This is a genomic window from Sunxiuqinia sp. A32 (genome assembly GCF_052690465.1).
Genome location: NZ_JBQYLI010000032.1, coordinates 1 through 16,562, shown reverse-complemented (window position 1 = coordinate 16,562; position 16,562 = coordinate 1). Strand labels below are relative to the sequence as shown.

Sequence of the window (16,562 nt, the reverse complement as noted above, 5' to 3'; positions counted from 1 at the left end):
CTGATGAACGCAAATTAATAGTTATGCCACATGGCAAATGAACAGTGACCATAACAAGAACGGACCACCTGCCACGATAGGCAGAAGGATTAGATTTCTAATGTCGGTTCGTCAACAAACAACACTGCCGAAAATAGCTTTCGACCAATGGTTTACAAAGCAGTTCGGAAAATCTGGCTTAATCCCCAAAACAGGGAATCTATGGCCGGGATTTGGTGTTTATGGAAAGCTGATTGCCAACTACTGGAAGCTTGAAAATCAATATCAGGAATCCAGAATCCGGCAGCGAATATCATGCATCAGGAATCTCAGTTTAACGAATGATTATTCTGTAATGAGAACATGATCATAGAGAATAACAAACACGGTCCTTCAAGCAGTCAGTTAAAACTGATTCACGCGAATCGCGGAGCACCGCTACCGGTAATTCTTGCACGAAACAAAGCTCCTGCAAGAACAGAAAGTGGACACATATTCAATCGGGGAAAACCACCCGAAATGGGAATGGTTTGCCTAAAACGGAAGGATAGAGATGAAGGATTGAATGTGAGAATAGTTGAAGGACAGAATGTGGGAATGACTGATTTATTGAGTGAAAGAAATCGATTATTAACCAACGCTAAAGCGATGTAGTGAATATGGCGAACATAGACAGCTTTCGAATATTGACTTATTGCCCTGAAACAAGAAATCAGGCAAACAGGAAAGGTATTGCTGTACTTGTGGAATAACGCAAGGATAGAAGGATTGAATGAGAGATTGAGCGATTTGAGTGCAAGACAGCATTGAGTGTGAAATGAAATAATGAAGGCAAAAAAGATTGTATGAGTTATACAACGAAATTATGGATGATCAATATCCGACCACTGGCAGGTGGTAATCGGATCAGGAGAAGATTGCAGCGTTGTGAACGAATGAAACCGACAACGATATAAGATGAGAATTGACAATTAAGTAAGTGAATCGACCTTTGTACCATATTATTAAACGTCTGGTGCTGGTAATTATACCAGTCATCCTGACCATGGCATTTGCTATGGCCCAGACACCTGTGTACCAAGGTCAGACATCAAAACTTGAAGTTGAAGAGCATGCAGGTGACACGTATACCTGGGAAATTTATAGAGATTCAACGGTGAACTTTGCAACAACCACGGGAGATGCTCCTATAACCGATGCAAGCTTCCCGAATGGTAACTCAGGTCCTTCTGTTGATGTGACCTGGCACGAGCCTGGAATATACTTCTATAAAGTAACTGCAATTGATGCCGCAGGATGTACCAATAATCTGAAAGTGGGAAGAATTGAAATTCTGGAATCACTCCCTACTGCAATAATTACAGCAGATTCTATTTGTGTTGGAGATCCGGCTGTTCTGAATGTCGAACTAACCGGAACGGGACCATGGAGTATCACATACACCACTGGCGTTACATCTAAAACCATTACTGGCATCGATACAACCAGCTATGAAATAGTATTAGATCCTGCACCAACAACGACAACACAATATTGGATAACAGAAGTACAGGATCAGTTTGGAACCAATACGGGAGAGTCGGAAAAAGCATTACTGGAAGTATATCCTAAACCAAACAGTTCGCGAATTTACCAATACGATAAAGAATGAAATTAATTAATGAAAAATGTACAATGATCAATGGTCAATGAAGAATAAACATTGAAAATTAAATGAATTGAAAATGAAAGAAAATCCAATAAGAGATAAGTCCTATGATTTTGCGTTGCGCATCATTGAAGTTTACAAACAGTTAACGCAGAATGAACGTGAATTTGTCCTTTCGAAGCAACTGCTGCGTTCGGGAACATCTATCGGTGCAAATGCAGAAGAAGCAATAGGAGCACAATCAAAAAAGGATTTTCTGTCTAAAATCTCAATCTCCTATAAGGAGGCACGAGAAACAAAATATTGGATAAGGTTGCTTCGAGATAGCAACTATATAAATCAGGATAAAGCCAACAACTTAATACAAGAAGTCGATGAGCTTTTAAAGCTGATGGGAGCAATTATTTCAACAACTAAAAAGAGATTAGTAATCGAAAAAGCGAATAGTAGAACATTAAAAAATTGATCATTGAATATTGACAATTGAACATTAAATGAAGGTTTTTAAATACATATGGATGATTATGCTGCTGGCAGTTACCGCAACGGTGACCGCACAGGAAAGCTATGTCATCGATGAAGTATGTATTGGAGCCGAAAGATATTATCGTATTGATGGAGAGGAAGGTTCAATCTATGAATGGATGTTAACGGATTCTTTAGGTAATGAGACCAATATCGTGGGAACACCATTCAGCGAACCGGATACAATTAATGGCGGTACAAAATACGGAAGTGAGGTCTCAATAAGCTGGGATAATACAGGAGCTTTCACCCTTTCATCAATTCAAACTTCCATTTACGGATGTGATACCATTCAAGCGGGCGAAATTATTGTATTCGAGCAACCGGATGCATTTGCAGGTAATCCTCAAATTATCTGTCCGGAAGATAGTGTTGAATTATTTGAGGCCACAGCAGCCAACTATAGTCACATTTTATGGATCGGTGGTGACGGAACATTTAATAATGATACAATTCTTCAACCAGTTTATACCCCTGGCCCAAATGATGTTTTGGCTGGAAGTGTAGTCTTAACAATGTCAGCTGAAGGAGAAGGAAGTAGTGCAACTTGTACAACAGCAATTAGCACGGTAAATATCACCCTGATCCCGATTGAGTCTCTAAGCAGCACACTCGATACTACGATTTGCGAAAGTGATCTTCCATTTACATGGTTAAGTGCAGATTACGACTCAACAGGTGTTTATCAAGACACACTAGTTAGTGCATTTGGCTGTGACTCTATTCTAACACTTAACCTGTCAATTTTACCAATTACCACAAGCATTACAGACACTACCATTTGTGAAACCGACTTACCATTCGTTTGGAACGGAATTGACTATATAACATCTGGTGCATACAACGATACTATTGCGAACATATTCGGCTGTGATTCAGTAATGACGCTCAACCTAACAGTAAACCCAACTTCTGTCAGCATAACTGATACTACTATTTGTGAGCTTGACCTGCCATTCGTTTGGAATGGAATTGACTATTCTGCTGCAGGAACATACAACGACACCATTGATAATGAATTTGGTTGTGATTCGGTAATGACTCTGAACCTTACAATCAATCCAACCACACTGAGCGTAATTGATACAACAATTTGTGAAGCTGATCTTCCATTTGTTTGGAATGGAATCGACTATATCACTTCAGGTTCATTTAATGATACTATTAACAACACAATGGGTTGCGACTCGGTCATGACTCTTAATTTAAGTATCACCCCTACGACATTCAGCGTAATTGACACAACAATTTGTGAATCTGACCTACCGTTCGCTTGGAATGGAGTGGACTATATAGAATCAGGTTCATTCAACGATACTATTGACAACGCAATGGGTTGTGATTCGGTAATGACTCTCAACTTGCTTGTCAACCCAGAAACTGCCAGTGTAATTGACACGACCATTTGTGAAACTGATTTACCATTCGTTTGGAACGGAATCGACTATATCACTTCAGGTTCATTCAACGATACTATCGCCAACTCATTTGGTTGTGATTCGGTAATGACGCTCAACTTAACGGTGAACCCAGCTTCTGTTAGCGTAACCGATACAACCATCTGCGAGGCTGATCTGCCATTCGCATGGAATGGTGTTGACTATCCTATCGCCGGAACTTACAATGACACCATTAACAATGTGTTTGGCTGCGATTCTGTAATGACACTCAACCTGTTTGTTAACCCTGAAACGGTAGAAACAACCACCTTGGAAATTTGCAGTTCGCAGGTTCCATTTAACTGGAATTCTCTGGTGATTGATACTACTGGTATTTATACCGACACCCTGACAAATGCATTGGGCTGTGATTCAATTGTCACAGTTGATTTGACCGTATTGCCTGAACTTACAACAGTAATTGACACCACCATCTGTGACAGTGAATTACCATTCAACTGGAGCGGTGTAGATTACAGTGCAGCCGGAGTTTATAGCGATACACTAATCAGTTCATTTGGTTGTGATTCCATCATCACCCTGAACTTGTTTGTCAACCCGGAAACTGCCAGCGTAATTGACACGACCATTTGTGAAACTGATTTACCATTCATTTGGAACGGAATTGATTATATTTCATCAGGTTCATTCAACGATACTATTACAAACTCATTCGGTTGTGACTCAGTAATGACGCTCAACCTGACAGTAAACCCAACTTCTGTGAGTGTAACCGATACAACCATCTGCGAATCGGATCTTCCATTTGTATGGAATGGTGTTGACTATCCTGTCGCAGGAACATACAATGATACCATTGACAATGTATTTGGCTGCGATTCAGTAATGACACTGAACCTGTTTGTCAATCCTGAAACGATAGAAACAACCACCTTGGAAATTTGCAGTTCACAGGTTCCATTCAACTGGAATTCTCTGGTGATTGATACTACTGGTATTTATACCGACACCTTAACAAATGCATTGGGCTGTGATTCAATTGTGACTGTTGATTTGACCGTATTGCCAGAACTTACAACGACTATTGATACTACCATCTGTGACAGTGAGTTGCCATTCAACTGGAACGGTGTAGATTACAGTGCAGCCGGAGTTTATAGCGATACACTAATCAGTTCATTTGGTTGTGATTCCATTATTACCCTGAATCTGTTTATCAACCCGGAAACTGCCAGCGTAATTGACACGACCATTTGTGAAACTGATTTACCATTCGTTTGGAACGGAGTCGATTATATTGCATCAGGTACATTCAACGATACCATCGCCAACACATTTGGTTGTGATTCGGTAATGACGCTCAACTTAACGGTGAACCCAGCTTCTGTTAGCGTAACCGATACAACTATCTGCGAATCAGAACTGCCATTTGCCTGGAATGGTGTTGACTATCCTATCGCAGGAACATACAATGATACCATTGACAATGTATTTGGCTGCGATTCAGTAATGACACTGAACCTGTCTGTCAATCCTGAAACGATAGAAACAACCACCTTGGAAATTTGCAGTTCACAGGTTCCATTCAACTGGAATTCTCTGGTGATTGATACTACTGGTATTTATACCGACACCTTAACAAATGCATTGGGCTGTGATTCAATTGTGACTGTTGATTTGACCGTATTGCCGGAACTTACAACGACTATTGACACTACCGTTTGTGACAGTGAATTACCATTCATCTGGAACGGTGTTGATTACAATACAACAGGAGCTTATAGCGATACACTAATCAGTTCATTTGGTTGTGATTCCATCATCACCCTGAACTTGTTTGTCAACCCGGAAACTGCCAGCGTAATTGACACGACCATTTGTGAAACTGATTTACCATTTGTTTGGAACGGAATCGATTATATTGCATCAGGTTCATTCAACGATACCATCGCCAACACATTTGGTTGTGATTCGGTAATGACGCTCAACTTAACGGTGAACCCAGTTTCTGTTAGCGTAACAGATACAACCATCTGCGAGACTGACCTGCCATTTGTTTGGAATGGAGTTGACTATATTATAAACGGTACCTATACTGACACTCTAACGAACGTTACCGGATGCGATTCCGTTGCGACATTGGAATTGACAATTATTCCAGAGATTACTGAAACTGAAAATATAGAAATCTGCCAGGCACAACTTCCATTAACCTGGAATTCTCTGGTCATTGACACTGCTGGAGTTTATATTGATACACTGACTAATGTTGCTGGTTGTGATTCAATTGTAACATTAACCCTTACCATATCTCCTGAAATAAGAAGTGAAGAATTTATTGAGATTTGTGAAGCGGCTCTGCCTTATGATTGGAATGGTCATATAATTAATGCAGCTGGATCATTCACCGATAGCTTAACGAACATCGCGGGATGTGACTCTATTGCAACCTTAAATCTTACAGTATTCCCGGAAGTACAAACAACTGAAGACATTCAGGTTTGTACAGCACAACTCCCATACGAGTGGAATTCTTACTCAATTGACACTGCAGGTGTTTATATTGATACATTGGCAACGATGGCAGGTTGTGATTCAATAGTAACATTAAACTTCTCAATAGCACCGGAATTAGTTTATGCCGATTACGTTCAGGTTTGTAATGCAGATCTTCCATACAGCTGGAATGGATTATCTATTAATTCTGAAGGCACCTATTCAGATACTCTTACGAATATTGCCGGTTGTGATTCAATAATCGTTCTTAATTTAGAAATTGCACCAGCGGTAAATAGTGATTCAATAGTCTCAATTTGTTCTTCTGAACTTCCATTCGTTTGGAATGATATTGATTATAACACTTCCGGTACTTATGTATTTGACACATTAACAAGTAATGGATGCGACTCTACTGCAACCTTATACCTAACTGTGCTAGAAGGATCAACAAGTGTAGTTAATGTATCTGTTTGTCAATCTGAATTACCTTATAATTGGAATGGAAATGATTATTACACCGGTGGCACTTTCACTTATTCAACAATGAATGCAGCCGGTTGTGATTCTACTGAAACACTTAACCTGAATATAAAACTTGAGACCGCTAGTACAACAAACATCGAAGTATGTGATGCTCAACTTCCATATAACTGGAATGGAATAAGTATTAGTGCGGAAGGAACCTATGAGGCAACGCTCACAAATAGTGCTGGTTGTGATTCTACGGCAACACTTAATTTAAGTATTGCTCCAATAATTACCAATACAGTTATTCTTCAAATATGTGATTCAGAAATACCGTACGCATGGAATGGACAAAGCATCACAACATCTGGCATATATAAAGATACATTAACGAATGTAGCTGGTTGTGATTCAATCGCAATTCTTGATTTAACAGTAGCTCCATCTGTAAGTTCAGTAGAAAACATTTATGTCTGCAGTTATGACCTTCCATACAATTGGAACGGAACATTAATTACAAGTTCTGGAACATACACTGCTAATCTGACAAGTACTGCGGGCTGTGATTCAATTGCAACACTTAATGTAGACGTTACTGATCTTCAGCTAAGCACGGTCACCCACAATGTAGATTGTAAAGGTGACAATAGTGGTAAGATTGTTCTCTATATAAACGGTGGATCAGGAAATTATGATATCATGTGGAGTAATGGAGAAACTACTCAAAATCTCAGTAATCTTGCTGCTGGCAGTTATAGTGTGACCGTAATTGATAAGGATGGTGGATGTCAAAAAAATCTCACAACCTGGATTTATGAACCTGCATTAAATGACACAGAAGGTCCAATCGTTGTTGCTCCTGATGATATTCATGCTGAATGCGATACAATCATCAATGCGTATGTTGATTATGGAGAATTCTATGCTGCAGGTGGACGTGTTTCGGATAATTTGGGCTATGACCAGTCTTCGTTCGAACTATATGAAGAAAACATCATTACAAATGGAAACCAAAGAATAATTGAGCGCATTTATGCAATCTACGACCACTGTGACAACATTGGGTTGGATACAATGAATATTATCATTGAAGACACAACTCCTCCTGTCGCTGTTTGTCATGATATAACGATTAGTATTAACGAGAATGGTGTTTATGAATTGACACAGGTGAATATTGACACTATTGCTCAGGATGTTTCAGATAATTGTACTGAATTTGAAAATCTGGATATCTCGTTTACTCCAATGCAGTTTGATTGCTCATTGGTTGGAGAATCTGTCACAGGAACATTGATTGTTGTGGATGAAAGTGGAAATGTTGATAGTTGTCAGGCAGTAATTACCATCACGGATGAATATCCTCCAGTAATTACCTGCCAGGATATTGACTTGTATGTGGATGAAAATGGAGAAACTGATTTTAATATTAACAACGTAATAACTAAGCTGGAAGATAATTGCGGAATCGACACTGTAATCGTTAGTCGAACCAATTTTGCATGTGCTGAAGTAGGTATCAATAATGAAAATATAATCGTTTACGATGTTCACGGATTGGCAGATAGTTGTGACTTCAAAGTAACCGTGCATGACACCATCAGGCCAACCTTGACTTGCAACGATTATACGATTACGCTCGATGCTTCTGAATACTTCAAATTAGATGCAAGTATGATTTCCAGTGATTACTGGGATAATTGTGGGATTGACACCGTGATGCTTAGTAAAACAGAATTTGGCTGTGAAGATGTGGGTGACACCCCGGTAACTGTTACTATTATTGATGTCAATAACAATCGCAGTGAGTGTATTGCAATTGTAACTGTTGTGCTGGATAATGAGCCACCTGTCGCGAATGATGATGATGGATTCGTAACTGTTACCGCAATCCCAATCGACATTCCTGTACTTGACAACGATTCGGATAATGATGCGCTCGTTCCTTCATCATTGGCCGTTCTTACTGCACCGGCACATGGATCAGTCACCATAAACAGTAACAACGAATTTGTGTACACTTCGGATGCAACCTACGTAGGCTTCGATGAATTCACTTATATTATTTGTGATGAAGGTATTCCTTGTTATCCGTTATGCGATACTGCAAGAGTAACGGTGGAAGTACTTCCACCAAATAATCCACCAGTAGCAAATATGGACAGATATGAAGCAGGATGTTACCCAATTAACGAGTATTTATTGGTCAACGATTATGATCCTGATGGTGATGAAATTATTATTAATACCGATCCAATAACAAATCCATTCCTTGGAAATGTGACCTTATTTGACAACGGTGACTTCCGTTACGAATTTGAGAGAGGTATTAGCGGACAGGATTGGTTCATCTACGAAATTTGCGATGATAATTACTTCCCAAAATGTGATACGGCTATCGTTTACATTTATATATTTACGGACTTTGATTGCGACAACATTGCGGACACAATCGATATTGACGATGACAATGATGGTATCATTGATGTAGTAGAAGGAGACATGAACAGAGATTCAGATGGAGATGGAATACCGGACAGTCTTGATATTGATTCGGATAATGATGGTATCCCTGACAACATTGAAGCGCAAGCAGAAGGTAATCACATCAATCCTAGTGGGTATGACGAAAACAGGAACGGATTAGATGATATTTATGAAACTGACAGATTAGGTATTGATCCTACCGATACTGATCGTGATGGTCAGCCTGATTACCTGGATCTGGATACAGATAATGATGGTGTTCCAGATAATATTGAAGGTTACGATATTGCAGCAAAAGGTATAGCCGAAATATTGCCGGAAGGATTTGATGATGATGGTGATGGTCTTGATGACGCATTTGATCATTTCTTTGGTGGATTTAATGAAAATGATCTGGATAATGCATTTGGAACGAATCCTCACCTGCAAGACTTTGACAGTGACGGAATCAGAGACTGGAGGGATACCGATGATGACGATGATGATATCCCAACAATAGAAGAAGATTTGAATAATAATGGTGTATATTTCGATGATGATCTGGACTATGATGGTCACCCAGAATATTTGGATTATCGAGGAGAATGTGAAATGTTCATTCCGGAAGGATTCTCACCTGATGGCGATGGTATTCATGATTATTTCCAAATTTACTGTATGGAAAAATATACAAATGCACGTTTGATGATTTTCGACCGTTATGGAAACATGGTTTACGAAAAAGACCACTATGGGAACAGAGAATTCTGGGGTAGCTATGAAGATAGTTGGTGGAACGGAGAGACAACTAGAAATCATTTAAACACGATGCATAAAGTAGAACCTGAAGTATATCTATACATTCTAGACAAAGGAAATGGAAAACTGGAACGAGGATTTGTGATGGTCTCTTATTAAGTATGCCCTATATATGAAACATTGTTTTAAAAATATATATTCTCCCAAAATATTATCATTGCTAGTGATCATGCTCATTTGCATCACTCACTCTTTTTCACAAACTGACCCGGTTTTCACACAATACATGAACAGTATGCAAACGGTGAACCCTGCCTATGCTGGTATGTGGGACCGGATGGGCTTTCAGGTTTTTACTCGGCAACATTACGTGGGACATAATAAAGCTCCTCTCACAAATTCTATCGTAATGTACAAGCCTGTCAAGAATAAGCCCAATGGCATAGGGCTTAATATTATTGATGACCGAATTGGATATGAGAAACGATTGAGTGTGACTTTTGATTACGCATTTGAAGTTCGTTTAGATTGGAAAACATACCTACGATATGGATTAAAAGCTGGCTTTATTAATTTTGATAATATACTTACCGACTATGAATTGTTTCCAGATGGTGTCCCCGACCCTAATTTTCAGGATGATGCCGATATTAATTTCATGCCAAACTGGGGGGTTGGAGCCTTAGTTTATTCGCGGGATTATTACATTAGTTTATCTATTCCTCAAATTCTGGAGAGTAAGTTCAAAGCCAACCGAAATAATTATTCAACTTTAGCAGAACTCCGATATGCATATTTAATGGGAGGATATCTGTTTGGCCGTCAACGCCAGATTCGATTTAAACCAACATTTATGGTAAAAGGAATTCGCAGAGGAAGAGTTCAAGCTGACTTTGCTGCAAATGTTCTTTTTTATGACAAATTCTGGATTGGTGGAATGTACAGAACCAACCAGACGGCTGCGGCAATGGTGCAATTTGTTTTTCTTAAAAACCTACAGTTTGGATACGCAATTGAATACCCCTTCGGTAAGGACATCCGTAAATACCAATTGGGAACACATGAATTCCGAGTTGTTTATGAATATGATATCTATAAACGTCCCTACACCAGGAAGCATTATTTCTAGAATATTGTTAAAAATTCTCTGACAACTATTTTAAAAAGATTCCAAACTATAAATCAATATCTTATATCTTGATAGTGTAATTTTTAAAAACTTTTTTCAAAAATCAGGGTAACCATTTCGCAATTTTTGCAATAAAAAGGTGAGTAGATTTTTATTTGAAAGAATTAACAGGCACTTTCAAAATTTTCTTTAGGGTATTTTATGAGTTAGGGGTATATAGTACAGGTGCCTGAAGAAATAAGAAAATACCAAAATCTCTATAGGTTGATAAAATTGCGATTCATCGGTCTTGGTGAAAAACGTTAAAACAAAAATTAATGAGCAAATTCTACCTTATAGGGACATTTTTTTTATTCGCTGTTTTCGGTTGGTCAGCACAAAATCCTTCATTTGGAAATAATTCGAATAGTGGAAAAGCCATTCCTGAGAATTTGATTCAAATAACTACTTTAAATAATGAGGAAGCTCCCCCGCCCAATCCCAATCCATCGTGTGACGCAAACGTTCCCCATTTCTTTGTTGACATGACAGGGGATGCAGACAGTTTATGGTATTCATCATATATTTCCAGAGAGGGTAATTGCTGTGGCACGGAACATCCGGACAGATGTATCTCCTTTACAGTTATTTTAGATGAAAAAGCTGTTGGTCTGGTATTCGACATTGAATTTGGAGCAATTCCACCAGGAGCCTTATTTTATCAGGTTGACTGTGGTCCTCAAACACAAGTTGGTGAAGGTATCTGTCTTCCCGGAGGACAAGTCTATGAAGTGACTTTCTGTAAGCCAGGTGCGAACAAAAATATATACACCATCAAGTCAATGCCGGGCATCATCGTTCCAGATACTTTATCCACAAGGATAGTGTGTAACGGTAGCCTGGAAATTTCTGGGGTTAGTGAATCTACTGTATCCTGGAACGATATTACTGGTGGTGGAGCTTATAACAAATACTTATCCTGTACTAGTGGATGCCTTTCAACAATATTTACGCCGGATGATTCGGCACCATCTCAAATTTTGTATGAGGTTTGTGGAGATGTGATTGATCCAGTTTGTGGCGCAATATTCAACATTTGTGATACAGTTGTAGTTGATGTTTATCCAGAAGTTATTGTGGACATTGACGAAGATTTGTTGACTTTCTGTGATGGTTCTCCCAACACATTGGTCGCAACTGCCACGCCCATATCACCTACTTACACATATGAATGGTATGACGATTATAATGCAACCGGAAACCTTGTATCAACAACAGATAACTACGTCCCCGCAGAGCCTGGTTCTTATTCCGTTGTTGCTGTTGATTATGGCAGTCCTCTTGATTGTAGTTCAGACACATTAAATTTTGATGTCACAATTTTACCTCTTCCTGTCTTTGATATACCTGATCGTGTTACATGTGTTGATGATACAATTGATGTTGATTTACCCGATGGAAATACTTACACATGGACTCCATCCACCGGAATTATTAGCGATACAGATCCAACAAAATTCAGGGTTGTTTTAACAAATGACATCACTTATACAATTACTGCTATTGATTCGGCGGGTTGTTCTTATGATGATAGCTGGACCGTAACTTTAACTGACTGTCTCCCCCAATGTGCAACTGCATCCGTTTGCCCAAATGAGAATTTCGAGCTGACAACGATTTCCGATTTTATTGCAGCTGGCGGACAAACGGATTTCCCTTGTACAATCAACGATGCAAATATTCAACTTATCAGTTCGGTTTCTGACGGTGGAAGTTGTCCCGAAATCATTAGTCAGGCTTACAAACTTTGGGATGATTGTGGCAACGAAGCTTATTGTGATGCCATCATCACCCGCACAGACACAATAGCTCCCGTTTTAACTGCACCAGCTCCAATCACAAGCAACAGCTGCTTGGCGTCAGACATTCCTCCTTACACAACTTTGGAAGAATTTATTGCAGCTGGAGGAACAACCAATGATAACTGCGGCATTAATCCGGCAAGTTTCGCTTTAATTGGTGATTCTGTTACCACTTCCGGCTGTCCAATTGTGACCACCCGTACTTACGCAATTGAAGACTGGTGTGGAAATCAAGGCACTATTGAGCATCAAATCATTAATCAGGATATTGAACCACCCGTTTTAACTGGCATTCCTTCGGACATTACACTTGAATGTGTAGCACCGGAAGACCCACCGATTATTTACGCAGATATAACAGCAACGGATAATTGCGACACCAGTGTGGTTATAACATTTTCAGAGACAAGCACTCAAACTTTTGACAACACGTACACTACCGTAAATTATCAGGTAACCCGCACATGGACTGCTGTTGATGATTGTAATAATTCAACCAGCTTAAGCCAAATAATTACAGTTATTTGCGAATATTGTGGAAACGGTGTTGATGATGACGGGGATGGACTAATTGATGCCGAAGATCCGGATTGTCCGTGCACAACAACCAATGTAAATCTTACATGTGACAATATTCAGTATTATTACATTCCACCTGTATGGCAAATGGACCCTACTATTGGAGGTGGATTATCATATACTGATCCATCAAGCTTGGTTATTTCAACTCCATTTGGCAGCGCCAATGTTACTATAAAAACTGCAGATGGAGCATCTTTCAATCAAACTCTTACTGTTACTCAAGGAACAGCTGAAGTAATTCCTCTCACTCATGATATTATTCAAACACCAAATTATAACACGATTGAAAATGATCGGGGCTTGATTATTGAATCTGATCAGCCAATTCAGGTTCTTTACAGAATCTCCGCAGATAATAATATGATGCTTGTAACCATAAAAGGAGAACAGGCATTGGGAACAAGATTTAGAGCAGGAAGTCAGACAAATTTGTGTGGAACCCCAAATACTTCTAAACGCGAAAACCATTTTATATCTGTAATGGCAATTGAAGACAATACAACCGTTGACTTTGATTTAAAAGCAGATATGAAGGGTGTTGGGGCAACACTTTCGATAACCTTAAATGCAGGTGAGACCTACTTAATAATTGATGATGATAACAATCAGACTGTTACAGGATCATTAATAACTTCAGATAAATCGATTGCAGTAATAAGTGGTTCACAACATTCTCAAAAATGCATTGGAAATGGGCTGGATGCAGGAGCTGATCAACTAATTCCAACTTGTGGAATTGGAACAGATTATGTAGTTACAAGAGGAGTAGACGATGATAATCCAAGTACTTCTAATTATGCGGTTATTGTTGGTGTTACCAGCCTTACTCAAATTTACATTGATGGAAGTAGTACACCAGTCGCAACAATTAATCCAGGAGAATTCTATACCTACAACATGCCCGGGCCTGATTATTCGAGACATTATATAAAAACAAGCAAACCTGCTTACGTCTATCAATTTGGAAGTATTCAAAACAATGGAGAAATTGGAATGGCAATTGCTGCCCCAATTGACGGTTGTCGTGGTGACAATTTCGTTGAATTTTTTAAGTTTCCAAATTCGACATCGAATATTATCACAGCATTATTACCAAATCAGGGACTTGGCTCATTGACATTGAATGGTAATCCTTATACCGATTATTCAACAGCGGAATCAATACCCGGATTATCCGGATGGTCAACTGTGACTTTCGACAATTCCGCTATTCAGGACTATAATGTACTCCAAAGTGATGAATTATTGAATGCTTCCCAATTTGTAGGAAATGCGACTGGCGGAACTTTCGGATTCCTTACTAGTTTCAAAGATAAGATCATTGTTTATGATCCGGTTACTTCTTTGCCAACCTATAATTATTTTGCCGATACAGTTTGTGCAAGTGTGCCATACGACCATTGTATCACTTCATCAAGCTGTTCAGGAAATCAATTTATAACATCGATTGTTGGAAGCGCTCATACGGGTTCTTACGCAATCCAACCAAATAGCAGTTGTTTTACTTATGTTCCTCAGGCTGGTTATACTGGAAACGACACAATTACAATTCTTCTTTCTGACGAATATGGATTTACCCAAGCAGTTTGTGTTAGTTTTTATATATGTGGAGAAGCACCAGAAATCATGGGTGTTGACTCACTAATCGCAGTTTGTGACATTAGTGAAGTGCCAATTTATAACGATTTATCCGAATTTATTGCTGACGGTGGAACAACATCTGATGAATGTAGTGGTTTGGATGAGTCCAGTTTTGCTTTTGTTTCTGATGTAAGTGATGGAAATACGTGTCCGGAAACAATCACCAGAACCTATGAAATTTCGAACCTCTGTGGCGTAAGTAGCACTTTTGAACAAACCATTGTTATCGATAATACCATAATTCCAACCTTATCAGGAATTCCCAACGACACAACCGTGGTTTGCGATGCTGTGCCAGCTCCTGCTACAATTGGAGTAGATATCATTGGGCAAAGTAATTGTGGTCTCCCTCCAACAGTTATTTTCTCGGAATTAAGAACTGATGGCATTTGTGCCAATAGTTACACTTTAACTCGCACATGGACGGTAACTGACGAATGTTCAAATGAATATACTGAATCCCAAATCATCACAGTTATTGATACGATTCCACCCACTGCCAGTAATCCACTATTACCGATCACTGTACAATGTATTGATGAAATCCCATTACCTGACATTGCGGAAGTAGGTGATGCTGCAGATAATTGTTCAGCAAATCCTATCATTGCATTCGTTTCTGAAATTTCTGATGGCAACACCTGCCCTGAGACAATTATTCGAACCTATTCTATATCGGACGAATGTGGCAATGAAATTTTTGTAGAGCAAACCATCACTGTTTTAGATGATGTTCCTCCTACTGCAAGTACCCCTGCCCCTATTCTTGTTGAATGTGCCAGTGATGTACCAGCACCAGATATTTCAGTAGTTACAGATGTAAATGATAACTGTACAGCGAATCCAATTGTAGCTTTTGTGTCTGAAGTATCAGATGGAAATTCTTGTCCAGAGACAATAATAAGAACATACTCAATAACTGACAATTGCAACAATCAGATAACAGTAGAACAGCAGATTATTATAAACGACATCATACCTCCATCTTTAACCTGTATATCAGACACATCATTATTTTATGGCTTTGATGTACCGCTACCAGCATTCGATTTAAATCAGTTTATTGCTAAAGGTGGATCAGCATCTGACAATTGTGAATTAGACTCCCTGTCTTTCACTTTATTGACAGAGGTGACAGAGGTTGTTGGTGATAATGGATATATCAAAAGGACTTATCAAATCTCTGATATTTGTGGCAATCAGTCTTCATGTGAACACATCATTACGCTCATTGCACCTGAAATAACAGTTACCGATCCAAATGATGAAATCCTTGATTGTATTGATGAACTCCCGGCTCCAATATCTTCTTTCCAGGAACTGATTGATAATGGAGGAAGTGCAACAAGTGACTGCGGAATTGACACAACAACATTTGTCTTGGTTGATGAGGTTTCTAATGGTGACTCCTGCTCACTCATTGTTGAAAGGACCTATGAAGTATCCGATTCGTGCGGTAATAAAGTGCAACTTACAAATCGGGTTTCTGTGGATGACAACATTGATCCACTGATTAACTGTCTGCCCGATACAACCGTTTATTACGACACGCTCGTGCCTCCTGCGGTAACTACCCTGGATGACTTCATCCTGCAGGGAGGTACTGCTTCAGATAACTGCCAGCTTGA

At 39.2% G+C, this 16,562-nt stretch carries 7 protein-coding genes; all 7 read left to right on the top strand.

The annotated features are described in order from the left end of the window. Positions 1 to 37: 37 nt before the first annotated feature. Positions 38 to 346, top strand: a complete 309-nt coding sequence (locus ACUNWD_RS20360) for a hypothetical protein (protein ID WP_445589712.1) — start codon at positions 38 to 40, stop codon at positions 344 to 346. Then, positions 343 to 633 carry a hypothetical protein gene (locus ACUNWD_RS20355; protein ID WP_445589711.1) on the top strand — a complete coding sequence of 97 codons (291 nt, stop codon included), beginning with the start codon at positions 343 to 345 and terminating at the stop codon, positions 631 to 633. Before ACUNWD_RS20360 ends, ACUNWD_RS20355 begins: the two co-directional genes overlap by 4 nt. A 325-nt stretch (positions 634 to 958) precedes the next feature. Continuing rightward, entirely contained in the window at positions 959 to 1,630 is a 672-nt protein-coding gene (locus ACUNWD_RS20350) for a hypothetical protein (RefSeq protein WP_445589710.1), read from the top strand. Positions 1,631 to 1,703: 73 nt separating this feature from the next. Next, positions 1,704 to 2,093: a four helix bundle protein gene (locus tag ACUNWD_RS20345; RefSeq protein ID WP_445589709.1), complete on the top strand. Its 390-nt coding sequence runs from the start codon at positions 1,704 to 1,706 to the stop codon at positions 2,091 to 2,093. 28 nt (positions 2,094 to 2,121) lie between these two features. Then, complete coding sequence (locus ACUNWD_RS20340; protein WP_445589708.1) at positions 2,122 to 9,900, top strand: Ig-like domain-containing protein; 7,779 nt, start codon at positions 2,122 to 2,124, stop codon at positions 9,898 to 9,900. 13 nt (positions 9,901 to 9,913) lie between these two features. Further along, positions 9,914 to 10,870 (top strand): PorP/SprF family type IX secretion system membrane protein, encoded by a 957-nt coding sequence (locus tag ACUNWD_RS20335; RefSeq protein WP_445589707.1) that lies wholly within the window; start codon positions 9,914 to 9,916, stop codon positions 10,868 to 10,870. A gap of 317 nt (positions 10,871 to 11,187) precedes the next feature. After that, on the top strand, positions 11,188 to 16,562 hold a 5,375-nt coding region (locus ACUNWD_RS20330), incomplete at its 3' end, for an IgGFc-binding protein (protein WP_445589706.1).

What these genes read in the sequence shown, in the direction of transcription:
- ACUNWD_RS20360 (WP_445589712.1), top strand. Translation starts at nt 38, where the DNA reads ATGAACAGTGACCATAACAAGAACGGACCACCTGCCACGATAGGCAGA.
- ACUNWD_RS20355 (WP_445589711.1), top strand. Translation starts at nt 343, where the DNA reads ATGATCATAGAGAATAACAAACACGGTCCTTCAAGCAGTCAGTTAAAA.
- ACUNWD_RS20345 (WP_445589709.1), top strand. Translation starts at nt 1,704, where the DNA reads ATGAAAGAAAATCCAATAAGAGATAAGTCCTATGATTTTGCGTTGCGC.
- ACUNWD_RS20340 (WP_445589708.1), top strand. Translation starts at nt 2,122, where the DNA reads ATGAAGGTTTTTAAATACATATGGATGATTATGCTGCTGGCAGTTACC.
- ACUNWD_RS20335 (WP_445589707.1), top strand. Translation starts at nt 9,914, where the DNA reads ATGAAACATTGTTTTAAAAATATATATTCTCCCAAAATATTATCATTG.